The 24,415-nt window shown below is 72.4% G+C and carries 22 protein-coding genes; 6 read left to right on the forward strand and 16 right to left on the reverse strand.

The genetic code is table 11. The annotated features are described in order from the left end of the window. Positions 1 to 60 precede the first annotated feature (60 nt). The 8 genes from BM290_RS43440 to BM290_RS43470 form a co-directional block, all read right to left on the reverse strand. Positions 61 to 828 (reverse strand): universal stress protein, encoded by a 768-nt coding sequence (locus BM290_RS43440; protein WP_177320139.1) that lies wholly within the window; start codon positions 826 to 828, stop codon positions 61 to 63. Between the two features lie 342 nt (positions 829 to 1,170). After that, the gene (locus tag BM290_RS43445; RefSeq protein WP_093621853.1) at positions 1,171 to 1,755 is read right to left on the reverse strand and encodes a DoxX family protein; all 585 of its coding nucleotides are present in this window, start codon (positions 1,753 to 1,755) and stop codon (positions 1,171 to 1,173) included. Between the two features lie 240 nt (positions 1,756 to 1,995). Continuing rightward, on the reverse strand, positions 1,996 to 2,154 hold the full coding sequence (locus BM290_RS48885; RefSeq protein ID WP_177320140.1) for a hypothetical protein: 159 nt from the start codon (positions 2,152 to 2,154) through the stop codon (positions 1,996 to 1,998). Between the two features lie 377 nt (positions 2,155 to 2,531). Further along, entirely contained in the window at positions 2,532 to 3,572 is a 1,041-nt protein-coding gene (locus tag BM290_RS43450; RefSeq protein ID WP_093621854.1) for a hypothetical protein, read from the reverse strand. 2 nt (positions 3,573 to 3,574) lie between these two features. Next, positions 3,575 to 4,792, reverse strand: coding sequence for an FtsX-like permease family protein (locus BM290_RS43455; RefSeq protein ID WP_093621855.1), 1,218 nt, complete (start codon positions 4,790 to 4,792; stop codon positions 3,575 to 3,577). Further along, on the reverse strand, positions 4,789 to 5,499 hold the full coding sequence (locus BM290_RS43460) for an ABC transporter ATP-binding protein (RefSeq protein WP_093621856.1): 711 nt from the start codon (positions 5,497 to 5,499) through the stop codon (positions 4,789 to 4,791). The genes BM290_RS43455 and BM290_RS43460 overlap by 4 nt, the downstream gene beginning before the upstream one ends. Continuing rightward, positions 5,499 to 6,947 carry a hypothetical protein gene (locus BM290_RS43465; protein WP_143134165.1) on the reverse strand — a complete coding sequence of 483 codons (1,449 nt, stop codon included), beginning with the start codon at positions 6,945 to 6,947 and terminating at the stop codon, positions 5,499 to 5,501. The genes BM290_RS43460 and BM290_RS43465 overlap by 1 nt, the downstream gene beginning before the upstream one ends. Before the next feature lie 290 nt (positions 6,948 to 7,237). Beyond that, positions 7,238 to 7,735, reverse strand: a complete 498-nt coding sequence (locus BM290_RS43470) for a hypothetical protein (RefSeq protein ID WP_203779897.1) — start codon at positions 7,733 to 7,735, stop codon at positions 7,238 to 7,240. Positions 7,736 to 8,276: 541 nt separating this feature from the next. On the opposite strand from BM290_RS43470, the gene BM290_RS43475 reads away from it, so the two are divergent. The 3 genes from BM290_RS43475 (at position 8,277) to BM290_RS43485 (ending at position 12,180) form a co-directional block, all read left to right on the forward strand. Then, positions 8,277 to 10,634: a glycosyl hydrolase family 28-related protein gene (locus tag BM290_RS43475; protein ID WP_093621858.1), complete on the forward strand. Its 2,358-nt coding sequence runs from the start codon at positions 8,277 to 8,279 to the stop codon at positions 10,632 to 10,634. 115 nt (positions 10,635 to 10,749) lie between these two features. Continuing rightward, positions 10,750 to 11,238 carry a GNAT family N-acetyltransferase gene (locus BM290_RS43480; RefSeq protein WP_093621859.1) on the forward strand — a complete coding sequence of 163 codons (489 nt, stop codon included), beginning with the start codon at positions 10,750 to 10,752 and terminating at the stop codon, positions 11,236 to 11,238. 42 nt (positions 11,239 to 11,280) lie between these two features. Further along, positions 11,281 to 12,180, forward strand: a complete 900-nt coding sequence (locus BM290_RS43485) for a hypothetical protein (protein WP_143134167.1) — start codon at positions 11,281 to 11,283, stop codon at positions 12,178 to 12,180. On the opposite strand, the gene BM290_RS43490 is transcribed toward BM290_RS43485, so the two are convergent. The 4 genes from BM290_RS43490 to BM290_RS43505 form a co-directional block, all read right to left on the reverse strand. Beyond that, entirely contained in the window at positions 12,140 to 12,571 is a 432-nt protein-coding gene (locus tag BM290_RS43490; RefSeq protein WP_203779899.1) for a beta-sandwich lipoprotein, read from the reverse strand. The genes BM290_RS43485 and BM290_RS43490 overlap by 41 nt on opposite strands. A gap of 210 nt (positions 12,572 to 12,781) precedes the next feature. Then, on the reverse strand, positions 12,782 to 13,330 hold the full coding sequence (locus BM290_RS43495; RefSeq protein ID WP_093621861.1) for a DUF1062 domain-containing protein: 549 nt from the start codon (positions 13,328 to 13,330) through the stop codon (positions 12,782 to 12,784). A 646-nt stretch (positions 13,331 to 13,976) separates the two neighbouring features. Further along, the gene (locus BM290_RS43500; RefSeq protein ID WP_093621862.1) at positions 13,977 to 14,621 is read right to left on the reverse strand and encodes a hypothetical protein; all 645 of its coding nucleotides are present in this window, start codon (positions 14,619 to 14,621) and stop codon (positions 13,977 to 13,979) included. Between the two features lie 127 nt (positions 14,622 to 14,748). Further along, positions 14,749 to 15,432: a response regulator transcription factor gene (locus BM290_RS43505; RefSeq protein WP_093621863.1), complete on the reverse strand. Its 684-nt coding sequence runs from the start codon at positions 15,430 to 15,432 to the stop codon at positions 14,749 to 14,751. A 109-nt stretch (positions 15,433 to 15,541) separates the two neighbouring features. On the opposite strand from BM290_RS43505, the gene BM290_RS43510 reads away from it, so the two are divergent. Together BM290_RS43510 and BM290_RS43515 are read left to right on the forward strand one after the other, a co-directional pair. Then, on the forward strand, positions 15,542 to 17,203 hold the full coding sequence (locus tag BM290_RS43510; RefSeq protein ID WP_239144108.1) for a sensor histidine kinase: 1,662 nt from the start codon (positions 15,542 to 15,544) through the stop codon (positions 17,201 to 17,203). A gap of 127 nt (positions 17,204 to 17,330) precedes the next feature. Then, positions 17,331 to 17,906 carry a chloramphenicol phosphotransferase CPT family protein gene (locus BM290_RS43515; RefSeq protein WP_093621864.1) on the forward strand — a complete coding sequence of 192 codons (576 nt, stop codon included), beginning with the start codon at positions 17,331 to 17,333 and terminating at the stop codon, positions 17,904 to 17,906. Positions 17,907 to 18,341: 435 nt separating this feature from the next. On the opposite strand, the gene BM290_RS43520 is transcribed toward BM290_RS43515, so the two are convergent. From BM290_RS43520 to BM290_RS43535, 4 genes are all read right to left on the reverse strand, one after another. After that, entirely contained in the window at positions 18,342 to 19,856 is a 1,515-nt protein-coding gene (locus tag BM290_RS43520; protein ID WP_093621865.1) for a S8 family serine peptidase, read from the reverse strand. Positions 19,857 to 19,965: 109 nt separating this feature from the next. Beyond that, entirely contained in the window at positions 19,966 to 21,381 is a 1,416-nt protein-coding gene (locus BM290_RS43525) for an alpha/beta-hydrolase family protein (protein ID WP_093621866.1), read from the reverse strand. 3 nt (positions 21,382 to 21,384) lie between these two features. Continuing rightward, entirely contained in the window at positions 21,385 to 22,107 is a 723-nt protein-coding gene (locus tag BM290_RS43530; protein ID WP_203779903.1) for a class I SAM-dependent methyltransferase, read from the reverse strand. A 122-nt stretch (positions 22,108 to 22,229) separates the two neighbouring features. After that, positions 22,230 to 22,874, reverse strand: a complete 645-nt coding sequence (locus tag BM290_RS43535) for a response regulator (RefSeq protein WP_093621879.1) — start codon at positions 22,872 to 22,874, stop codon at positions 22,230 to 22,232. Positions 22,875 to 22,976: 102 nt separating this feature from the next. On the opposite strand from BM290_RS43535, the gene BM290_RS43540 reads away from it, so the two are divergent. Further along, on the forward strand, positions 22,977 to 24,173 hold the full coding sequence (locus BM290_RS43540; RefSeq protein ID WP_143134168.1) for a sensor histidine kinase: 1,197 nt from the start codon (positions 22,977 to 22,979) through the stop codon (positions 24,171 to 24,173). The last annotated feature ends 242 nt before the right edge of the window (positions 24,174 to 24,415 follow it).

Here is a 24,415-nt window from a genome sequence, read left to right on the forward strand (position 1 = left end):
CACCCCGGTTCCGGCCCACGTGGCTCCTGCCCCGGAGCCGCGCGGGCCGGAACCGTCGCTTCAGACCAGGAAGACAGGGCATGCCGCGCGTTGGATCACGGCGCGGCTCACCGAACCGAGCATGGTGACGGGGTGCCCTCCGAATGCACGCCTGCCGACGACCAGCGCGGCCGCCCGCTGGGAGAAGTCGGTGAGAGCCGCGACCGGATCGGCGTCCTCGGTGCGATGACGCACGACGACCCCGTCGACGGTCTCCGTGCGGTCCACCGGAGCCGGGCCGTGATGCGCGCTGACCAGGACCAGTTCGCAGCCACGGAGCTGGGCCTCCAGCAGCGCGAAACGGGCGGCCGGGGTCAGCACTCCCCGTTGTTCGACACCGGCGACCACCGGCCGCTGACCGAAGCCGGACTCCGGAGGGTGATCCGGGATGCGGACCACCAGGATGACACCCTCGTGGCTCCCGGCCAGCCGATCGGCGACACTCAACCCGAGGGCAGCGCTCGTGGCGCTGCGGCGGCTGCCGACCACCAGCAGGTCCGTCGCCCGGGCCTCGGCCAGCAACAATGACGCCGCCGAACCGACGACGAGCCGGCAGTTGACCGCCACCGACGACGAACCCGCATGCACCCTGTCGGTCAGCCCTCGCAGCAGCCGGGCGCCCGCATCACGGGACGAGCTCAGAGTTCTGCCCTGTTGGGCGTGCAGGATGCGCAGGTCCCAGCCACGCAGTTCGGCCTCGATGGCGGCGTGGTCGACCACCGTGCAGCCGGCCGGTGTCTCGTCGGCGCCGACCAGCACGACTCCGGTCGGCGCGACCGCCGGCCTCATCCGGGGGACGGGAGCGGGTACTCCAGCCGGATGACCGGCGGCACCCAGGTATCGGTTCAGGACATCGGCGTACCGGCTGGGGCGGCTCACATCGACCAGGTGAGAGCGAACGTCCCGCTCCGCTCGGCGATCGTCGAGATCGTTCATGGCCTCTTCCTTCCCGACCGTCGTGAAGTCCTTCTGATGCCAGGACACCGCCGGTGCCGCTCCGATCACCAGGGTCACTGGTCCCGTTCCGTAAGCCCGGGTGAGCCAGGTGGGATCTGCCTCCGTCGGTCTTGGCGGCAGAACCGGACGGTCGCGGCCGCGACCGTCCGGGAGTGCGGCGTCCGCCGCCATTGTTCAGATCAGCCACGGGTTGCGCTGGACCAGCGGCAGGTGCGCCCACCAGCGGCCCAGGCCCCAGGTGTGGCCGGCGTACGTGAGCGCCGTGACGACGGCGCCGACAGCGTAGACGAGGTGGTAGTCCATGAACGGGTTGGTCGAGTGGGTGGCCTCGCCGGCGTCGTTGGTCTGCGCGGGCGGGAACTCGGCGAACCACATCAGAACCATCATCACGGTGGCGGCCACGGCGGCGATGCGCATGCCGATGCCGAGAACGAGGGCCACGCCGATGCCGAGCAGCCCGAGCATGAACAGCCAGTCGGCCCAGGCCTGTCCGGCGATGTCGTTGAAGAAGCCGGCGAAGGGTCCGGCGTCGACGCCGGAGAGGAAGCCTTTGGTGGGGGAGCCGCCGTTGATCCAGGCACGCTCGCCGGGAGTGGCGTAGTTCCAGCCGAAGGTCTTGTCGAGGAATGCCCAGAGGAACACGAATCCGAGCGAGATCCGCAGGACGGCCAGTGAGCGGCCGGCTGTCGTGGTGAGTGCGTTACCGGGTGCGGGTGCCGGGTCGAGCTGGGTGGCCGCGTCGCGGCCGGTGGCGGTCATGGCGTCCTCCTTGACTGATGAACTTCCATGGACGACTATTCGCCGTGGCCCGGTGTGGTCACCTGTGCCGCAGGTCCTGAGCGGACCGGGCCGAAAGGCCCGTCCACCTGCGGTCACCGAGCCGTGCCCTCGTCGTGCGCCGCCGGAGGCTCGCGGCACCCATCGCCGGGCGGCGCTCGCCGGGCCGGCTCCCGTCTTGACGACGGTGGGTCTGGTGGCGCGTCGGCCATCCTGTGGTGTTCACCGTAGGCCGGTGATCGCGGCGAGCGGATTCGTTCTGGTCGTCCTCACGGTGGTGGCGATGGCGTTCGAGCGGTCGCCGGTGACGGCGGCGGACTTCACCGCGAACCGGCCGGGTTTGTGGACGCAGAGCATGCTGTTCCTGGCCGCCGGTGCCATCAGCCTGTGGTATCTGGGTAGCCTGCGCGCCCACCTGATGCGCGCCGAGGGCGGTTCCGGCCGGTTGTCGAACGTTGCCTTCGGAGCGGGTGTCGCCTGGGCGGTGCTGAACATGGTGGCGCAGGCATTTCAGATCGGTGTGGCCGGCGACGCCGCCGGCGAGGCGCTGGTGGCCGTTCTTCCTCATCTGGCTGGTTCCGGCAACCGTGGTCATGGTGAGGCGTGGCGCCGCCTCACCATGACGGCCGGGTCGGTCAGCGACGGACCAGACGGACGATCAGCAGCACCAGGCCGGTCAGGGCGGCGACCCCCAGCAGGGTGGAGCCGACGACGAACGGACCCATGTCTCTCTCCTTCCGCGAATCGGTGGTACCCGGTCAGTCGGCGCTGAGCAACTGGCCCGGCAGGGTGAAGGTCTCGGCCTTGCCGGTCTCCGGCGACACCACCGCGGCGGTGCCGCCGGAGGTCAGCAGCCAGCCCTTGGTGACCTGGTGCAGGCCGGTCGCCCCGTCGATGCCGGTGAGGTCGACGGTTCCGGCCACCTTGCCGTCGCTGCGGCGCAGGGTCGACACCCGTACGCCCGCCGGTGAGGACACCACCACGGTGAGGGCGTCCTTGGTCGCCGCGATCCGGTCGACCCGGCCGGCGGCGGTGGTGACCACGTCGGCGCCGTCGACGGTGGTGAGCCGGACCCCTTCGCCGGCGCCCTCGCCGGTCGCCGTGCCGCCGGCCACCGCCACCCGGTCGCCGTCGCAGGTCAGCGCCTGCACCTGCAGCTGCGCGATCGTGGTGGTGGTCGGGGCCCGGCCGGCGCCCACCGGCACCACCGTCACCTTGCTGCCGGCGCCGTCGGCCGTCGCCGTGCACAGGTCGTCGGTCCCGCCGGCGGCCAGGCCGGGGTCGGTGGGCAGGGCCACGGCCCGGTCGGACTTCCAGGTCGCCGGGTCGTACATGAGCGCCTCGGCCTTGCCCGCGGTGGAGGCGGCGGCGGTGCTCAGCGCGGCGACGACCGCGCCGACCGGCACCAGCGCCCGCTCGGCCTCCACGGTGCCGACCCGCTCCAGCGAGTGGCCGCCGGTGTCGATCCGGTAGAGGGCGCTGGGCCTGCCGTCCTTCTTCGGGATGTTGATGATCCATTCGCCGGTGGTGAGCCGGACGATCTGCGGGCTGCGCACCTCGTCGTCGTCGGACTGGGTGGGCACCACGGCGAGCGGCTTGCCGACGCGGGCCACCGGGTCGACACCGACGACGGTGGTGAGGTCGTCGACCCGGGACAGCACGAACACCTCGACCCCGGACCAGTCCTTGCTGAGTTCCACCCCGGCCGCTCCGTCACAGCCCGCGAGCAGCAGGGCGGCGCAGGCGACGGCAGCGGCAGTGCCGCGGCGCAGGACGAACGTACGACGGCTCTTCGTCATGATTACCATTCCTTGATCGCGTCGCTGGGCGCCAGGCGGGCCGCGCGGAGGGCGGGCAGCAGTGCACCGGCGACGGTGATGAGCACGGTCAGGAGCAGGAGCCCGCCGAAGGTCGTGGTGTCCGGCAGGGGCAGGGCGTCGGGGACGTACGCCGCCGCCTCGGGCAGGCCGCGCAGGACGGTGACCGCCGCCGCGGCGCCCGCGGCGCCGACCAGGGCGCCGGCGGCTGCGCCGAGCACGCCGACGACGGCCATCTCGCCGACGAACATGGCCAGCACCGCCGCGCTGCGGAAGCCGACGGCCTTGAGGATGCCGATCTCCCGGATCCGTTGCCGGGTCAGCGCCCCGGTGACCACGATCGCGCCGACGAGAGCGACCAGGCCGAGGACGGCCAGCAACAACGTTCCGGTGGTACGGATCATGGCGAGCACCCCGGGCAGCGCGGACAACTCCTGCTGCAACGTCGATCCGACGAAGCCGGCGCTCTGCACCAGCTGCAGGGTGGCGTCGACGTTACGGGCCTCGTCCACGATCACGCTGACCTTGTCGTAGCCCACGTTCGCGGTGAACTGTGCCGCGGTGACCCCGGCCCGCGCGGCCGACCACTCCACCACGGTGTCGTTGTCCGCGTAGGCCGCGTCCGCGCCGTCGACCTGCCAGCCCGGGTCGAAGAGGCCGACCACGGTCACGCCGTCCTGCGCGCCGGTGCCCTGGCCGCTGGAGACGAGGCGGGTGATGTCGACGGTGATCTTCCGGCCGAGCAGCGTGGAGAGGTCGCTGCCCTGGGAGGTCGCCGGCAGCACCACCTCGCCGGTGCGCAGCGGGAAGAGGTCCGGCCGGGTCTGCCCGACGATCGGCGGGGTGACCGAGCTGCGCACCGTGGTGGCGTACAGCAGCACGCCCATGACCGTGGCGTCCTTGTAACCGAAGGAGACCTGCGCGCGGGGCTCGACGGCCGTGACGTGCGGCAGTCCCTTGAGGGTACGCAGCGCCGCGTCGGTGAGCGGCTGGGCTCCGGGGCGGTCGAAGGCGCGTTCGACGGTGACGGTGCGGTTGGCGGCGCCCTCCTGCACCCGATCGTGGGCGGCGCGGTCGGCGCTGGCCGAGACGGCGAGAGCCGTGACGCACACCCCGACGGTGACGGTCAGCAGCGCGGTCAGGCCCACGAAGCGGCGCCACATCGACCGGACGTTCGCCGCGGACAGGGCGAGGATGCTCATCGCTGCACCCCCGCGCCCGAGTCGAGGAGGACGTCGGGCACGGTGACGCCGTCGGACATCCGGATGACGACGTCGGCGGACCGGCAGACGGCCTCACTGTGGGTCACGAGCAGCACGCCGCGGCCGTCCCGGGCGATCTCCCGGAAGAGCGCGAGGACCGCGGCCTCGCTGTCGGCGTCGAGATTGCCGGTGGGCTCGTCGGCGAGCACCACCACGGGGTCGTTGACGAGGGCCCGGGCCACGGCCACCCGCTGCTGCTCGCCGGCGGACAGCTCGCCGGGCCGATGACCGGCCCGCGCGCCGAGCCCGACTCGCCCGAGCAACTCGTGTGCCCGGCGGGCGGCGTCGCGGCCACCGCCGAGGTGGGGCAGCGCCACGTTCTTGGCCGCGGTGTGCTGGGGGAGCAGGTTGAACGCCTGGAAGACGAAGCCGAGCGAGCGGCGGCGCAGGTCGGCGCGCCGGTTGTCGCTCAGCTCGTGCACGTCCCGCCCGCTGATCCGGACCGAACCCCGGTCGGCCCCCGCCAGCAGGCCGGCGATCTGGAGCAGGGTCGTCTTGCCGGAGCCGGAGCGGCCGACGAGCGCGGTGACCTTGCCGGCGGCCAGGGACAGATCCGCTCCGCGCAGCACGTCGATCCGCTCACCGTGCAGGGCGAACGATTTGTGTACGTCGCGCACCTGCAGCGGTGAGTCGGTGTTGGTGTTCATCACTTCTGCCTCGCTGACGGGGTGGACGGGGCGGGGAGGCGGTTGTCGAGTTGCAGCTCGAGTTTCCAGGCGGCCCACGTGGCTTTCAGGTCGCAGCCGGATCCGGAGCCGTCGGCCCGGTAGAGACCGGGAAGATCGGCGCACCCCTGCCGCGCGGTGAGCACTTTCGTGACGCTGTTTCGTATTTTTTCGTCCGCGGAACCGCCCAGAAGGAGGTACGCGCGGACGGTCGTGACGTAGGCGCTGGTCGACGGCAGGCGTCCCGGGTCGGCCACCCACTGCCGCAGCGAGTCGGCGGTGACCCAGGTGGGGATCTCGCCGCTGTGCCCGTTGTCGGCGAGTCCGGTGACCAGCGTGCCGGCGGCCGTCACACCGGCCGGCGTGTCGAGCGGCCAAGCCGTCGCGTGTGGCGGGGCGACCGGGATGCCGGCTTCGGCGCACGACAGCGTCGCCCGTGACCACCATTCGGCGTTGTCCGGGGTGACGGCGCCCGGCACCGCACGGTGATCGGCACACAGCGTCCGCAGATCCTCGGCGGAATCGGAGTCGCCCGCCAGCCTCCGGGCGGCCGCGATCGGCAGCCGTTCGGCCGGACCCGCCGACGGCTGGGCGGCCAGCGCGCCCTTCAGCGCCTCGACCTGCCCGGCATCGGTGGTCGCCTCGCCCGCCATGCCGCGCAGCCGCAGGACGAACAGTGTGGCCTCCGGGCTGCCGCTGAGCGTGTCGGATTCGCGGATCGAGTTGTCCGGCAGCGTCTCCCTGGCGATCCGGGCGCGGACCGGCGCGAGGTCGGCGTCCGGCACGCCGGCGGCGACCGCGACGACCACCAGGTAATAGAGGTCGTGGAAGCCGAGTGTGCCGGCGTTGTGCTGCAGGACGTTGCCCCAGACCCGCGGGTCCAGCGACGCCGTGCCGTGCTGCGCCCGCGCGATGACGGCGGTGCTGTAGGCGTCGAGCAGGGCCTCGTAGCGGGCCCGGTCGTCGAGGCTGCCGAAGTCGGCCGGCGCGGTCACGGCCGGCGCCGCCGAGGACGGCACGGCAAGACCGAGAATCTGCAGGCCGCGTACGGCGTCCGCGGTGATCCGCAGCGTGCCGGACCCCTCGGCCACCCGGGTGAGCCAGGCGCCGGCGGTCCGGCGGTCGGTGTCCTCGACGGCGTCGGCTGCGGCCAGCACCTCGAGCGCCGCGACGGTGGCGGCCACGCGGTAGCCCTCGTCGGCACCCGCGCCGGCTTCGGCGTAGTAGCCGTCGGCGGACTGCATCCGGCGGATCTCGGCGATGTCCTCGTCGTTCAGCAATCCGCCGACACCGGCCTCGGCCAGCGGCGCCAGCCACTGACGTCCCCACAGCGGGGAGGCCCCGACGGCCTCGTCCCGGAAGAATCGGGCGGTGTCGTCGGAGACGCTCAGCTGGGGCGGTTCGGAGTCCAGCAGACGGCGGATCCGCACGGCGTACGAATTGGCTTCCGGCCCGGCGGTCTCATCCCTCAGGAATGGCGGGTAATACAACCCGTTCACCGTGCTCACCAGAATGTCGAAGCCCTGGGTCAACGTCTTTTCGGGCGATTCTTCCGGCTCCGTGCAGCCGGCGAGGAGGAGAACCGCCGACAGAATGACAAGAAGTCCCGGACGGACACGCCGGGGTGCGCCCGAGCTCATCCTGATCACGCTTTTGTCTCTCCCACCGATGAACGGCCACGGCGGAACCGGCGGCCCGCCGTGGCCCGTACGGATGATTCTTAGAAGGCGCCCGCTTCGACGCACTTCTCAGAAACGGTGATACTGGCGTTGACCTTGCCGGAGCCGCAGCTGCGCGTGGACACGTAGACGGTGCTGTAGTTCGGCTTCATCTGGCCGCTGTTGTCCGCGATCCACGCCCGGGTGTTGGTCCACTTCACCTCGCCGAGCGACTTGCTCTTCATGGTCAGGGTGGCTTCCGGGTTCTTCGAGATGGTCAGGCTCGCGCTGACCCCGTGCGCCTGCAGCTCGGCACGGTTGGTGATGGTCTGCGCGGTGGCCGGGTTGGAGCCGAGCAGCTTCGTCGACGAGGTCCAGTTGCACGCGTTCACATAGGTGCCGCAGTGCCAGGCGTTGACCTGCCACTTGTCGCCGCCGGCGAGGTTCCAGCTGGCCGAGTCGCTGGTCGCCATGGCCGGACCGGTGAGGCCCAGGCCGATCAATCCCGCCACGGCGCCGACGAACGCCGCGGCACGGCCGGCGCGTACAGATGTGCGCATCAAGTTACTCCACTCACTGATCTCCCCCGATATCAAGAAAGGGGGTTGAGATATCGAACGCATCAAGCCAGAGGGCCCTCGTGGCGGTGCGGGGCAGGACGCTACAGCACGTCAGGTGCGTGTCCATCGCACGGCGGTGGCGGAAAGTAATGGCCCGGTGGCGATGGGTTCCCGCGTATCGCGTTATTGCAGGTCAGGGAATCGGGAGGGTTCGGAGATTCTCTCGAAAACAATTTTCAGGAGCCGTTTTCTGAATCGTGTAAACCGCCCAGGCCGCGCTTTGACGCCGAAAGTGGATTGCGCTGGCAAGCGCTTTCCTGGACTCTTTGCCCAATTTTGCCAATGGCTGCGCCGTTTCGTCGAACCACGGCCCGGAGTCCGTTTTGTGGCATCCGGGTCGTGCGCTCAGCGTCATGGTGTGCGATTACTGCGTGTCATCCCTCGGCCGGGTTCGAAGCCACCGAACGGCTGATCTTCCCGGAAGGGCCAGGCAATACAGTGACTTTCAGTTACCTGCCGCCGAGAAGATGACGGAACGTATATGCGCCTGGTTTCCCGTGAGATCGCCCGTGACATCGCGATCGCCGTCGCCGCTCTGACCGCCGTGGTGCTGCCGGCCACCGGCGCCGCGGCCGCCGACCCCGCGGCGTACTCGCTGAGCTCGGGCAGCAGCCCCGCGCCGCTCACCGCGGCCGACTGCGCCGCGGACCCGACCTGTGTCGCCGCCCCGGCGCCGCGCGGCGGAACCCTCGACGACCACGCGGCGCTCACCCAGGCCATCACCACCGCGGCCGGGCGCACCACCCGGGCGGTCGTCGCCGCCGACGGCACCGTCACCACGCCGGCCACCACCGCCACGGTGCTGCTGTCAGCCGGTACGTACCGGATCACCCGCGGGCTGAAGCTGCCGCCGAACGTCAACCTGCGCGGCGCCGGGATCGCGGCCACGACGATCCTGATGGACCCGACCGTGGACTGGCGCAACTTCTCCTACAGCTACCTGGTCCTGCCCAACGGCGTGACCGAGGCGGGCAGCACCAACCTGGTCGCCGACCTGACCGTGAACGGCAACTGCCGTACCGGCGCGGGCGCCTTCGACGACGCGACCGCCCCCGGCCGTCCGGGGAAGCCGTGCGACTTCCGCGCGACACTCGGCGCGCACACCAACACCGGGGGCGGGATCGCGGCCGGTGACCGCTGGACGGTCCGGCAGGTGCGGTTCACCAACTTCGAGTACTTCAAGCTGTGGGTGAAGGGGACCACCGGCGTACGGGTGCTCGACAACCGGTTCGACAACCGGGGCGGCGCCGAGTCCGACGGCGAGGACAACATCGGCGGCGGCGGGCGCAACAGCGACACGGTCATCGAGGGCAACCGCTTCGACACGACGATCAACGGCAACGCGTTCGACTTCACCAACGCCCGCAACACGACCGTACGGGACAACGTGGTCCTGACCAGCCCGGCGGTCGCCGCGGCGCGGGGTGTCGGCGAGTACGGCAACATGTACTTCGAGGCCGTCTACGGCGGCACGGTCACCGGCAACCACCTGCAGGGCGCGCACATCGTGCTGAAGTCGAACTCCGACTACGCCCACTCCGGCGAGAACCGGGACGTCACCGAGCCGCGGGACTTCCTGGTCGCCGGGAACACGATCCGCGACTCGGCGACCGTCGGCATCGCCGTGGCCTACGACGACTACCTCGACGGCGACGGCACCGCGGGCACGGCCGGCGGCTGGTCCGACTTCAGCACCAGCACCACCGACCACGTGGTACGCCCCGGCGGCGCCAACGTCATCCGCGACAACGTGATCGAGCGCCCGCGCCAGTCCGGCATCCTGGTGTACGGCAGCACCGCCGCCAAGAGCAGCCCGGACACCGTCACCGGCAACGTGGTGCGCAACGCCGGCTCCGGTGGGTCGACCGCCTACGACACCGGATCGGGCTACTTCGACACCAGCGGCATCGGCCTGTCGGTCGGCAGCAACGACGTCATCCACAGCAACACGATCACCGACGACCAGGCAGAGCCCACCACCTGGTACGGCGTACACCTCGGCGCCCGCAAGACGGCCACCCGTCCCGCCAATGTGTCGCTCACCGGCCCCGGCGGCGTCACCAACACGGTCAGCGGCGTCATCGGCGGCGCGGTCCGTACCGTCGCCCAGGCCCCCGAGGCGCCCGCCGCCGTCACCGCCACCGGCGCGACCCTGACCTGGCCGGAGTCCTACGCGACCACCAACCCGATCGCCGGCTACCGCGTCTACCGCAACGGCGTCCCGGTCGCGGACCTGCCCGTCGGCAGCGCCACGATCCCCGGCAACCTGCTCGACGCCGACAACGCCGGCCTGGAGTCGGGTACCGCCGGAACCGCCGGCTGGACGCCGGGATGGTCGGGCACCAAGGTCTCCCGGTACACCGCCGCGGGCGCCGTCGGCGGCTCCTCACTGCAGGTCACCGCGCTCAAGGACGGCCAGATCAGCACCGCCGGAAGCCCGGTCACGGTGGTCGCCGGCACCTCGTACACCGCGGTGGCGAGCTTCCAGGCCCTCGGCGCCGGACGTCAGGTGCGGGCCGGGCTCGCCTTCACCGACGCGGCCGGCAAGGTGACCCGGCTCGGCAGCGCCAACATCGCCACCGTGGACGGCACGTCCGGCTGGATGACCAGCACCTACACCGCCTCCGCTCCGGCCGGTGCGGTCACCGTCCAGCCGTACCTCATGGTGGAGAAGGCCCTGACCGGCGAGTCGCACCTCATCGACCGCATCGGCCTGACCACCGCGACCGTCACCGAAGGCTGGACCGCGCCCGCCGGCCTCGCCGGCGCCTACCAGATCGTCGCCTACCGCGCCGGCACCGGCGAACTGTCCGCGGTCACCGAGATCCGCCTCCCCTGACCCTCCTTCCCCCGGCAGGAGCTATCCTGCCGGGGGAGTCTCCAGCCCGCCTCAACCCCGGCTCAAGGCCGGGTTCTGTTTGCCGCCCTCGCGGAGGCCGGCCTACGGTGCCGCCATGCAGATCTCCCTCCGCCCGCTCACCCTCGACGACGTCGCCGCGGTCCACGAGTGGGCCGCCCTGCCCGAGTCGTGCCGCTACCAGGCGTGGGGCCCCAACACCTACGAGCAGACCGAGGCGTACGTACGGTCGGTCGTCGCGGCGCCACCCGGCCGGCACGTGTTCGCGGTGCGGGCCGGCGGCGAGGTGGTCGGCACCGCCGAGCTGAGGCTGCACGGTCCGAGCACCGCGGAGATCGCGTACGCCGTCCATCCCCGCGTGTGGGGGCGCGGCATCGCCACGGCCGCCGCGCGGGAGCTGCTGCGCCGGGGCTTCGGCGAGCACCGGCGACACCGCATCTTCGGTACGTGCGACCCGCGCAACACCGCCTCGGCTGCGGTCCTGCGCAAGATCGGGATGCGGTACGAGGGCCGGATGCGCGGCACGGTGCTGCTGCGCGACGGCTGGCGGGACTCGGATCTGTACGCGATCCTCGCCGACGACTGAGCCCGCCCACCGGCCCTGGCCCCGATGCGGCACGATGCCGTCATGTCCGAACGCGCCCAGTGCGTCATCACCGACGGCCGGCACAGCGAGATCTTCTACTCCCGGCGGGCCGCCCCCACCCTCGACGTCGACCTGCTGGCCGGGCCGGACGCCGCCGGCCGGCGGATCCGCGACAGCTACGACCCTGACGAGCGCCTGCGGGAACCGGTGTGGATCGAGGCCGCCGCGCTGATCGACACCTCGCGGCGGCTGCTGGCGATCTTCAGCTGGCATCTCGAGGGGTACGCCCATCGCGCCGCGCTCCGGGCGGTCCTCGCCGAGACCTGGCCCGGCTGGGACCTGCGCTGGGCCTACGCCGGTCTCGACGACATCGCCGCCCACAGCGGTGTGCCCGCCGACCCCGCCGCGTGGACCGATGACCGCCCGGTCTCGCTGGTGGTCCTGGACCCCACCGAACTCGACGAGGCCGACGCCCTGGTGACCGTCACCCAGCAGGACCGGACCGTTCAGGGGTACGGGCTGTGGTCCGACACGACCGACCTGTTCTGGGCCGGGCCCGGCCTGCTCGACAAGCTGTCCACGGCCACGCCGGTGACCGGGTTGCCGGCGTTTCCGCACAACGGCCTGCACCTCGACCCGGCTGCCCGGACCGCCGTCGCCTGGACCACCCAGGAGACCGCCGGGCTGGCCGCCGACTGGCCGCGGCACTGGCCCGGCTGGCGCCTCGACTTCCAGCAGGACAGTTTCGCCTCACAACCCGCCGTACTCCTCGGGCCGGCGCCCACCCTCGACGCCGGCCTCGACATCCTGGCCCGGCGGCTGACCGGCGACCGTGCCGTGCCGGAGGCCGCCATCGACCGGGTCCGCCGGTCCGCCGGCGCGCTGCCACCGTGGCCCGGCCTCATTTCACGTCGACGTCCGGGAGGATCGTGGACGGCTTGAAGAACACCTTGTAGTGGTCGGTGCTGACATTCGCGGTGCCGAGCTGCTCGGCGAACCAGGTCACGTTGTCCGACCGCCCGAGGAAGTGCTTCTTGTACTCGTTGCCGACCTTGCAGGTGACCGTGAGTTTGTTGTTCTCCTCGGTCTCCACCGAACAGAAGCCCTCGATCGACAGGATGTAGCTGTCGGTGATGCCGTTGTAGAACACCACCCGACGGTTGATCTTGAAGTCCTCGGCCGCCTTCGACAGGTTCTCCGAGGCCACGTCGGCGTCGGAACTGCACCCGGCCAGCGCCAGACCGGCCGCTGTCGTCACGGCCAGCAGCGCCGCGCCGAGACGACGCCTGCCGAACGGCCGGGACACGGAACGGGATTCACGTGCGAGCCACATGGGGGACTCCTTCCGGATCTCACCGGACCGCACGGCCACTCGACGGTCCGGACCTTGCACCGGGTCGTCGACGACCGTTCGGCCACGCCCCCGTGTGCAAATACTGCCGGTGCCGGTCGGGGCGGCGCAGAGAAGCGGCGCTGACTTGCGTAAATCTTTAGGTCACGCCGGAGGGCCGCCCCGCGGACGGTCCTCCGGCGTGGACGATGCTCAGCGTTTGAGCGTGAACGTGAAGTCGCCGGAAAGCCTGCCGCCCAACCGGACCGCCGACACGAGCCGGCCGTCGTCGATCAGCCGGTCCACCTCGGCCCGCGCCAGACCGCAGCCCTCGGCGATCAGCCGGACCGGCCGGACCGGGATCCGCGCCCCGAACCGCACCAGCACGTCGATCACGTCGTCGTCGGGAAGGCCGGGTTCCCCTGTGTCGAGACGCCACGCGCCCGCCCAGTCGAGGGCGATCCGGTTGCGATGCTGCACGACCGGATCCTGCAACAACCCGGCGGTCAGGCCCGGATCGTTGTCGTGCAGGCGGTCCAGCATCTCCGGCGGGACGGACCGGACCGTCATCCGCTCCAGCACGGTGAGCTTCGCGGTGTCCCCGCACCCGGTGCAGAGGACGAGCAGCCAGACGTCGAGGAGTTTGTGGTTGGCGTTGACCCGGAACTTGCCGCTCGGACGGAAGGTTCGTGAAGCGCACGCATGACAGCGACGCAGAACCAGCGGCAGACGGGTGGGCATGACAGCCCAGATCTGAGACATGGAGGTACACCGATTCCAGTGAGAAAACCGCAGCAAAAGGAAGCGCGGCGCGGATGCGCGACGCGCTGCAGATCAGTGCTCGGGATGTCTCACAGGATGTACAACGGCATGTCCCTACCTGGACGGCTGAATCAGGCGAACGCTAACGCCCCACCGGACGCCAAGCCATCGAATATCCGGCCCGCCGCAGGCCGTCCACCTGGCCCGCTGGTCGTCCCCGGCCCGCCGCCCCGCCGGGCCAGCCGTCCGCCCGGCCAGCCGTCCGCCCGGCCCGCCGTTCACCCGGCCAGCCGTCCACCCTGGCCAGCCGTCCACCCGGCCAGCCGTCCACCCGGCCAGCCGTTCACCCGGCCCGCCGTTCACCCGGCCCGCCGCCGGCCGGCCTTCCACCCGGCCGACCGTCCGGGCTGGTCCGCGCGCCGCCCCGCTGCCGGGATCGTTCGTGCTGCTCGCTGGCGGGTTTGTCCGCGCGCCCAGCCGCTGTCGGGCTGGTTCGCGTTGCTCGCTGGCGGGTTTGTCCGCGCCCCGGGCCGCTGCCGGGTTTGTCCGCGCTGATCGCTGCCGGGCTGGTCCGCGCGCTGGGCCGCTGTCGGGCTTGTCAGCGCTGATCGCTGCCGGGCGGACGGCCCCGGCAGCGAGTGGGGGATCAGGTGGAAGCGCTCGGCACCGGTGCGGGGGCCGCCGGTGCGGGGGCGGCAGGTGGGACGGTGCCGGTCGATGGGGCCGGTGCGGGGGCGTTGCCGCGGTCGCGCCGATGGTCGCCGCGGCCGTTGCGACGGTCGCCGCCGCGGGGGTTGTCGCGGTCGCCGCCGCGGCCCTCGAAACGGTCGCCTCCGGGCCTGCCGCCCCGGGCGTCGTGGTGGCCGCGGTCGTCGCCGCGGTGGCCGCCGGCGGCGAAGGCGCCGATCGTCACGCCTGCGCCGAGCAGCACGCCCAGGGCCAGGGCGCCGACCGTGGCGAGGACCGGCACGCGCCGTCGATACCAGCGGTCGTGGGCCGGGGCGGGCGTGGCCATCGCCGCAGCGGCGGCCGGTGGCGGGGGCGACGCGGGCGGTGGGTCGGCCGGTGCGGCGCCGGCGACGGCGGACACGGGTGGGGTCGCATCGGCGGTCGCGGGCGTCGCCTGAGTCGCGGGCGTCGCCGAGGTCGCGGGCGTCGCGGCAGTATCGGGCGTCGCCGGGCTCGCGGGCGTGCCCGGTGTCGCGGGTGTCGCGGCGATCTCGGCGGTCTTGTCCGGCTCGTCGGCCCGGTCGGGCTCGTCGTGCGGCGGGCGGGGCGTCAGGTCACTCATCGGAATTCCTCGGTCCTTCTCACGGGGGTGGCGGGCCGGCCTCCGGTCGTCCACGTCGGGCAAGACTGGCAGACGACACCTGAAATAACGCTGAAGAAGCCGCTGAACTGTGCCTTCACGAGCAGGATCAGCCGTCGGCCGCGATCCGGTAACCCGTGCCGCGGACCGTTTCGATGGCGTTGCGGCCGAACGGGTGGTCGATCTTCTTGCGCAGGTAGCCGACGTACACCTCGACGATGTTGCGGTCCCCGGCGAAGTGCGCGTCCCACACGTTCTCGATGATCGCCGCCTTGGTGACGGCCCGGCCCCGGTTGCGCATCAGGAACTCCAGCATCGCGAACTCCCGCGGGGTGACCGGGATCGGGGTGTCACCGCGGCTGACGCTGCGCTGCGCCGGATCGAGGGTGAGGTCACCGGCGGTCAGGATCGCCGGACGCTCCGGCGCGCCCCGGCGGATCAGGGCCCGCAGGTGCGCGATCAGCAGCACGAACGAGAACGGCTTGGTCATGTAGTCGTCGGCGCCCAGGTCGAGGGCGTCGGCCTCGTCGTACTCACCGTCCTTGGCGGTGAGCATCAACACCGGCGTCCAGACCTGCCGCGATCGCAGCCGCCGGCAGATCTCGTAGCCGCTCAGGCCGGGCAGCATGATGTCGAGGACGATGGCGTCGTACGCCCCGTGCGGGTTCTCGGTGGCGATCCACAGGCCGTCGACGCCGTCGTGGGTGAGGTCGACGGTGAACCCCTCCCTGGTCAGGCCGTCGCGGATCGTCTCCGCCAGCTCCCGCTCGTCCTCGACGACGAGAATGCGCATCGGGCGTACCTCCTGGTCTGTCGTCTCCAAGATTGCCCACCCGCAACTGAGAATCCGCTGAACCGCGTTTTCAGCGTCCCTTCAGGCGCCGGTGGTTAGCGTTGCGGCCATGCGCATGCGTGCCGTGTTGCGGCTCCCGCCACGCAGGCTCGGCGTCCGCCTGCGATCCGCCATCGCCGCCGCCCTGGTGGTGGCGGTGGCCGCCGTGCTCGCCGGGGCACTGCTGCTGGGCACCGCACGCGGTCTGCTGCTCGACAGCGTGGCCACGACCGCGACCGACCGTGCCAACCAGGTGACCGCCGCGCTGCGGTCCGGTGACGCGGCGGCGCTGGCCGCGGCCATGACCCCGGCCGAGCCGGGCCGCACGATGGTGCAGGTCCTCGACGCGAGCGGCCGGGTGGTCCGGGCGTCACCCGCGTTCACCGCCGACCGCCCGTCACCCGCGTCCGGTGCCGGCCGAAACCCGCCCGGGTCTGGCGGTGACGGGGAGTTGCCCGCTTCCGGTGCCGGTCGTAACCCGCCTGGGTCTGGCGGTGACGGGGAGTTGCCCGCGTCTCGTGCCGGCCGTAACCCACCCGCGTCTGATGGCGACCGTGAGCTGCCCGCGTCTGGCGGCGACCGCAACCCAGCCGCGCCCGGTGGTGACCGTGAGTTGCCGGCCGCCGATCGGCAGCCCGCTGTGTTCGTCGCCGATCGGCCGCTGTCGGCGCTGCGTCCGGCGGTGGGCCGCACCGCCTGGGAGAGCCGCCGGCTGCGCGGCGGGCGGCACGGGCAGTTCCGGGTGCTGGCCGCCGCGGTGCAGACGCCCGCCGGCGTGCGGACGGTGCTGGTCGCGGAGTCGATGGAGACCGTCGACGAGGCCACCCGGGCGATCGTCGCGGCACTGCTCGCCGGGATGCCGCTGCTGGCCCTGGTGGTCGGGGTGGCGACGTTCGTGTTCGTCGGGCGCACGCTGCGGCCGGTCGAGGCGATGACGCACCGGGCCGCCACGATCACCGCCACCAACCTGCACGCCCGGCTGCCGGTGCCCGGTTCCGGCGACGAGATAGCCGCGCTGGCCGCCACCATGAACACGATGCTCGACCGCATCGAGGTCGCCTCGGCGGCGCAGCGCCGGTTCGTCGCCGATGCCAGCCACGAGCTGCGCAGCCCGCTGGCGACCATCCACGCCAACGCGGATCTGCTCCGCGCCGCCGACCTGGAGGAGTCCGCCGGCCGATCGGTGACCCGCATCCACCGGGAGAGCACCCGCCTGGCCCGGCTGGTCGACGACCTGCTGCTCCTCGCCCGGGTCGACGACGCCGCGCTGCGACCACGCCGGGCCGAGGTCGACCTCGACGACCTGGTCTACGCCGCCCGCGAGCGGGTCGCGGTGGAACGCCCCGCTCTGCGCCTGGACGGCGACGTCGTCCCGGTCCGTGTGATCGGCGACGCCGACCAGCTCCACCGGGCGCTGCGCAACCTGGTCGACAACGCGATGCGCCACGCCCGCGACCGGATCACCATCACCCTCGGCCGCTCCGCCGACCAGGCGGAGATCGTCGTCGGCAACGACGGCCCAGAGATCCTCCCACCGGACCGCGAGCGGATCTTCGACCGTTTCGTACGGCTCGACGACAGCCGAGCCCGCCAGGACGGCGGCACCGGCCTGGGCCTGTCCATCGCCCGCGAGATCGCAACCCTGCACGACGGCACCCTGACCGTCGACGACCTTCCCGAAGGGGCGGTTTTCCGCTTGCGGTTGCCGGCCACCGACCCGGGCGTGGGCTGATCGAAGGGCGACGCGGTCCGGCGACACCCCGATCAGCGGCCGGACACGGATCCGGGGGACCACTTCGATCAATGCGGGTCGTCCACATGCGGCGCCGCCGGGCGGATGCCTTAGGGTCGGCCCCGTGATGTCAGACCGAGCGGGCCGGATCATCCTGCTCAACGGGGCCTCCAGCGCAGGCAAGAGCAGCATCGGCCGGGCGATGCTTCCGCTGCTGTCGGACCCGTGGTTCTTCATGCCGGTGGACGCGATCAACGCCATGCGTTCCACCCTGCACACCAGGGTGCTGGACGACACGGAGATCACCGGGATGCTCACCCGGACCCGCCTCGGCTACCACCGCGCCGTGGCAGCGATGGCCTCCGCCGGCAACGACGTCGTCATGGACTATCCGCTCAGTGAGCAGTGGCGTGTCGACGACCTGCTCAAGACGCTGGCGGGATATGACGTGACCCTCGTGGAGGTTCGGTGCTCGCCGGATGAGCTCGAACGACGCGAGCGCCGGCGCGGAGACCGCCCGATCGGGCTGGCCCTCTCCCAGCGTCTTGTCTACGCACACGGCGATTTCGACATCGTCGTGGACACCACGGACACGGGTCCCGACGAGTGCGCCAAGCAGATCGTGGACTCATGGGGCGCCCTCGCGGCGCCCAAAGCCTTCGATCGGCTCCGGCTTCGTCAGTTGCCTGAGCGCCGTCACTGAGTCGCGTGCCTGAGCGCCGTCACTGATTCGCGTGCCTGAGCGCCGTCACTGAGTCGAGTGATTGAGCGCCGTCACTGAGTCGCGCTGCTCGACCTCGTCATCAGGCCGTTCGCCGGCTGCACTCGGCCTGTTCGTGGTCACCGGCCCGCCGATCGAGGAGGTTTCCGCCGAATTGAGTCCGCACGCCGCCGCACCGGCGGCGGGTGCGCTGGTCGCCGCCGAGAGCCGACTGCCGCCAGGGTAAGGGCGTACTGCCGGTCGCGCAGGCCCGGCGACTTCACGAGGCCGGCCCATCGGCAGGCGGACACCTGCCGGTGGAGTCCGGCCGACGGTTCCCTGGCCGTCGCGGGCGCGGGCGGCCTCTATCGGTTCGTGCTGCGCGGCTGACGGCTCGCGCACCCGGACCACGGTGTCCGGGTGCGCGAGCCGGAGTGGTCAGCCCCAGCGGGCCGTGGACCAGTCGTCGGTGGACCAGAAACGGCCGCTCCAGGTGGCGCCGCTCCAGGCCCGGCCGCTCCACGCCCGGCCGCTCCAGCTCGGGTCGGTCCAGTTCTTCGTGCCGCCCCAGGAGCCGCCGGGCCAGGTGGCCGGGGCCCATGTCTTGGCGGCGTACGAGGTGCCGGTCCAGCCGTCGCCGGCCATCCGGTAGCCCAGCCAGACGCCGCCGGACCAGGTGGTCTGCGCCTTGGCGCGGGTGGACCAGGTGTTGGTGTCGAACGGGCCGAAGATGGTGTTCTGGCCGCTCAGCTGCACACCGTCGGCGGACACCCGGCTGCTGCCGCGGGTGGAGTCGAGCATGCCGGTGCCGGTCGACTCGCCGATCGCGCCGCTGCCGGTGGCGGCCGGGCCGGCCAGCGCCATCGACACGTTGATCTCCTTGGTGCCGAGGGTGGCGGCGACTCCCTTGCTCAGGTAGGTCCCGTTGATCAGCAGGTATTTCAGCTGCAACGGGGTGAGCGACGGACGGGCCTGCAGGACCAGGGCTGCGGCCGCGGCGGTGACCGCGGTGGCCTGGGAGGTGCCGGAGCCGCGGAACAGGGTGTCGCCGCTGCGGGCCTTCGGGAACGTCAGGTCGATGTTGGATCCGGGCACCCGCAGCGACGGGATGGAGGTGCCGGGCGCGAGCACGTCCAGCGGACGGCCGTTGGAGGAGAGGTTGGTGTACGCGGACAGTTCGTCGTCGGCCGTGGTGGTGGTGCCGTACGTGTTGGCCGCGCCGACCGCGATCACCGACGTGCCCTGGGCCGGGTGGGTGAGTCTGCCGTAGCCGTTGCCCTGGTTGCCGGCGGCCGCGACGACGGTGATGCCCGCCTTCCAGGCCTGCTGGACCGCGAGGGTCATCGGGTCGTTCCAGACCTCCGGGTTGCCGCCCGTCCCGTACGACAAGCTGATGATCTTGATGGGGTTGGCGGGGTCGTGGTTGCGGTTCTTCACCACCCAGTCGATCGCGGCGATCATCTGGGTGACGTCGACGGCGCCGTTGGAGGTGCCGACCTTGATCGAGGTGAGTTTGGCGCCGGGGGCGATTCCCTTCGTGCCGGTCGCGGCGTCGTTGCCGATGATGATGCCCGCCATGTGCGTGCCGTGGCCGTACGTGTCGAGGTAGCGCAGGCTCGGGCTCTGCGACTCGAAGGACAGGTCGGGTCCGTTGACCACCTGGGCGGCCGGGATCCCGGGCACCGGCGCGACCCCGGTGTCGATCAGGGCGATGCCGACGCCCTTGCCGGTCAGGGTGGCGGCGGCGCCGGTGTCCGCGCCGATCGCGGTCCGCACCTGTTTGAGCGTCGTCACCACCGAGGTGGTGTCGGTGGCCGTGGTCCCGGACAGCCACATCCCCGACCAGCCGCCGCCCGGCCCGGTGTGCCCGGCCGCCGGGGCGACGCCGCCGGTCAGGACCAGTGGCAGCACACCGGCGAGTGAGGCGAGGGCCAGGGGTTTGAGAGCGCGCACGTCATGCGCCTCCTTACGGGTCGTTCCAGGCGCATGGGGGTCGCGCCCGGCTCGTGATCAAGAATGCATAGCCGGCCGTGAATTGTCCCGGTATCAGAGTGATTGCTGACTATTCGGCGGCGAACGATGCCGTACCCGTCGCGGGAGTCTGGCCCGGCGTCACCTCAGGACCGGCGGTCGCCCGCCGATGAGGTCCAGCGGTGACCAGCCGCCACGCCGCCTCCGCCTCGGCGCCGTAGCGATGCCCGTGCCCGGCCGGAACGTCCTGGGCCCGCAGCAGGTCGGCGGACACCTGCCAGAACGTGACGACCGGCCACCACCGCCTCGGGAACCGGTCCGGCGGGCGCAGCAGCGTGCGCGGCGACCACCACACCACCGGATCGTCGGCGTGCTGCAGGAAGAGCAGGCGGGGGTACGCCGGCGAGGTCACCGGCCGCAGCCGGTCGCCGCCGGGCAGCCCGCTGATCAGCGCGCCGTCGACGGGGCCGAGCAGACGGTCCGCGCTGCCGAACGGGGCCTGGGCGGCCCGCGCGCCGAGACTGTGCCCGTAGAGCAGCAGCGTCGGCCGGTCCGCTGCCGGCAGCGCCGACCAGGCCCGGTGCACCTCGTCGATCAGGTCGGAGGCGGCCTGCTCGGCGCGATCCGGTTCGGCGGCCAGCGACAGCCAGCTCGGCAGCGCCGCGTACTGGACGGCGGCCACCGCGGTGTCGCCGGCGAAGACGTTCTCCAGGGCGGCCACCGTGGGCTCGTCGATCCAGCCGCTGCCGGTCGGCACCACCAGGCAGAGCACCTTGCGGGAGAACGCCCCGGTCCGGCGGAGCTCGGCGACGGCCAGCCGGGCCCGCTGTTCGGAGGTCGAGGCGGTACGCAGGCCCACGTACACCCGGATCGGTGCCCTGGTGTGCCCGGCCGGCGGTGCTCCGGTGACGAAGGCGCGGCCCTGCCGGCCCAGCGAGGCCCACGGCACGAGCGACGCCGGGCCACCCGACCGTGTCGCCTCGACCGGCGCCGGCACGTCGGTGACCCGCTCGTCCAGCGTGGCCGACAGGGCGCCGAGGGCGGACGACAACGGGACGACGGTGAGCAACGCGATCACCGCCACGACGGCTCGGCCCCGGGCCCGGCGCAGCAGCCGCGCGGCACCGAGCAGACAGGCGAACACGGCCACCGCCACCGGCAGGGCGCCCGGCCACGTCACCGCCGACGGCGCCGCCACCCCGGCCATCACGCTGAGATCCCGCTGCCAGAGCCATCCGAGGTACGCCGCGAGCACCGTCCCGGGCACGACCAGGACGCCCAGGGCGAGCCAGGCCCGTCGCCCGGCCCGCCACCGCCGGGTCACCGGGCGCGGCAGGCAGCCCAGGGCGTAGCCGCTCGCCGCGCACACGCCGCCGACAAGCCCCTGCATCAGCCAGCCGCGCGGCAGCAGCGACGGCGTGAACGACAGCCACCACAGGACGGCCGCCACCACGCAGCCGGTGAGATCCAGCCGGGGCGCCAGCCGGACGAGACGGATCGCGCCCATCGGTCAGCTGCCGCCGAGACGGAAGAAGATCATCGGGTTCCGGCCGCCCTGGTGCACCGGCTCGGTCAGGCCCAGGCTCTCCCGGACCGCCAGGATCTCGGCGTGCTCCGCCGGCGCGGCGGCCCGCGACGCGGTGAAGTGGCCGAGCCGCCGCTGCGCCAGCCAGTCGAGCACGACCCGGCCCTCGCTGAACCGCCCGGCCCGCCGCCGGTGGTACACGTCGTGCACGCTGACCGGGGTGCCCGGGCGCAGCTGCCCGAACAGCCGCGCGGTGTACCAGCGGGCGAAGGGGGCGGTGTGTGCCGCGTCGATGAACAGGTAGTCGATCAGCCCCGGCGTGAGAGCGGCCTGCCGTACGTCACCGTGGTGGAACGTCCAGCGCCCGGCGGCCAGCGCGGCGGGCACCGATCGCCGGGCGTGATCGACGATGTCGTACGACCGCAGCTCGCCCTCGCCGTTGTCGCGCAGCGCCCGCAGCAGCCAGGTCGTCGACCAGCCGTGGAACGTGCCGATCTCGGTGACCACCCGCGGCCGGTGGTGCCGCACCAGCAGGTAGGTCAGCTCCGCCTCGATGTCGTCGAGCTTCGGGCGCAACCGCGGGGCGCCCGGTTCCAGCAGGGCACGCTGGCCGTCCCGGGCCGCGGCCAGGTCGTCGGCGTACTTGCGGTACAGGCCGGTCACGTCGGCCAGATCGAGCATGGTGGGTACGGGACGGGCGTCGGCCATCGTGGCTCCTCCGGTTGTCGGTCCGGAGAGCATCGCGGCGGGAGGGGGTCGCGGGCGTCGCCCCGGGGAGCCAGATCGGGCGTAGCTCCACAGAGCTACCCCGGCGCAGGAGAGACCCGCCGTCAGGAGCGGGGGACGACGAGCCCCGCCTCGTAGGCGGCGATCACCGCCTGGGCGCGGTCACGCAGGTCCAGTTTGGTGAAGATCCGGCCGACGTGGGTCTTGACCGTCTCCTCGGCCACCACCAGCGTGGCGGCGATCTCGGCGTTGGACAGTCCACCGGCGATCAGGGTGAGCACCTCGGTCTCGCGGGCGGTCAGCGCCGGCATCGTCCTGGCCCGGGGAGCCGGCCGGGCCGAGAACTCCTCGATCAGCCGCCGGGTCACCGACGGCGACAGCAGGCTCTCCCCGGCGGCGACGACCCGGACCGCCTGGGCCAGATCTGCGGCGGAGGCGCCCTTGAGCAGGAAGCCGCTCGCCCCGGCCCGCAATGCGTCGAAGATGTACTCGTCCAGCTCGAAGGTGGTCAGCATGATCACCCGTGGCCGGCGCCGGCCGGGCGGGACGTCCAGGATGCGGCGGGTCGCCTCCAGCCCGTCGAGCACCGGCAGGCGGATGTCCATCAGGATCACATCCGGATCGTGCTCCCGGGCGGCGGCCACGGCCTGCCCGCCGTCCGCGACGTCGGCCACCACGACCATGTCGGGCTGCAGCCCGAGAAGAACCGCGACACCCTCGCGGACCATCGCCTGGTCGTCGACGACCATGACCTTGATGCTCACCGACCACTCCGACCCCGCTCGTGGTCCGGCAGCGTAGCATCGGCGGCGTGGCAGACGGTGGAGATCACGGCCGGGACCGGTCACCCGGTGGATGACCCGCCGCCCCGCACGGGCTTCTGGCGCGGCGCGCGGATCGCCGGCACCACCGTCCTGTGTGTGCTGGCCGTCGTCGACCTCGCCGTCTGGAACACCGCGGTGGACGGCACGTTCTGGCCGTCGGTGATCCTCGCGCCGGCCGTCGCCGCGGTCGTCTGGCCGGCTTCGCGCCGGCCGCCCTGGCTGACACCGGAGGTGCGCGCCGGCGTCCCGGCGACCGCCTCCCTGGCGTTCACCGTGCTCAACCATCTCGGCGGGGGCCACCTGACGGCCGGGCCGGGCGAGGCGCTGGCGCTGCTGTGCCTGCTGCTGGTCGCCGTCCGGGGCGTCCGGCCGTCGCGGCTCGCGCCGATCGCCGCGACGGTCGCGCTCGCCGTCGTCGCGCTGCCCTTCCGGGAGCGCCCCGCCGACGAGAGCCTCTTCGACGACCAATTCGGGGTGGCCGTGGTGCTGGCCCTGCTGACGGCGATCTTCGCCGGGTTCGGCGGCTATCTGCGCACGATGGACGAACGATACCGGCGCCGGCGGGCCGCGCTGGTCGACGCGCGTCGTGCCGAACGGCTCGCGATGGCCGCCGACCTGCACGACTTCGTCGCCCACCACGTCACCGGGATCCTGGTGCAGGCGCAGATGGGGCAGGCGGTGCTCACCCTGCAGCCCGAGCGCCTCGGCCCGATCCTGGCCGGCATCGAGCGCGCCGCGGGGGAGACGCTGGAGTCGATGCGGCGTACGGTCGGCGTGCTCCGCACCGAGCCCGGCGCCACGGACGGCACCCGCCCGGCCGGTGATCTGGCCGCGCTCCCGGGGCTCGTCGAGGACTTCTCCCGCGCCGGGCCGCCGGTGACGCTGCTGCCCTGCCCGGAGATCCCGGCCGACCTGCCGCACGAGGTGCAGGTCGCCGCGTTCCGGGTGGTCCAGGAGGCGCTGACCAACGTGCGCCGCCACGGCGCCGACGCTGCCGAGGTCACCGTCGAGCTGCGCTACGCCGACCGGCGGCTCACCGTCGTCGTGCTCGACGACGGCACCACCCCGGCCGCCGGCGACGTGGCCCGTGGCACCGGTTTCGGCCTGACCGGCCTGGACGAGCGCGTCACCGCCCTGGGCGGCCGGCTGACCGCGGGACCGCGGGCGGGCGGCGGCTGGGAGCTGACGGCCGTCCTCCCGGCCACTCGCGGGCAGGGCCGCTGACCGCCGTCCTCCCGGCCACCTGTTGGCAGGGGCGCCGGCCGCACGTCCACTTCGAGGTCTGCCCCGGCCGGGACGCCGTCGCCGATTACCGCGGCGTGCTGGTGACCTCGCAGCCGGCGTTCCCCTAGACGAGTAAGTCCTAACTCACGCTAGGGATGACGGCGGCGGTGTACGGGCGACTACCGGGCGGTTGGCCCGTACATCTGTGTGGTTGGCCGGCGTAAAGGTGAAGGGTGTCGATG

The sequence above is a fragment of the Actinoplanes philippinensis genome (assembly GCF_900113015.1).
GTDB lineage: Bacteria > Actinomycetota > Actinomycetes > Mycobacteriales > Micromonosporaceae > Actinoplanes > Actinoplanes philippinensis.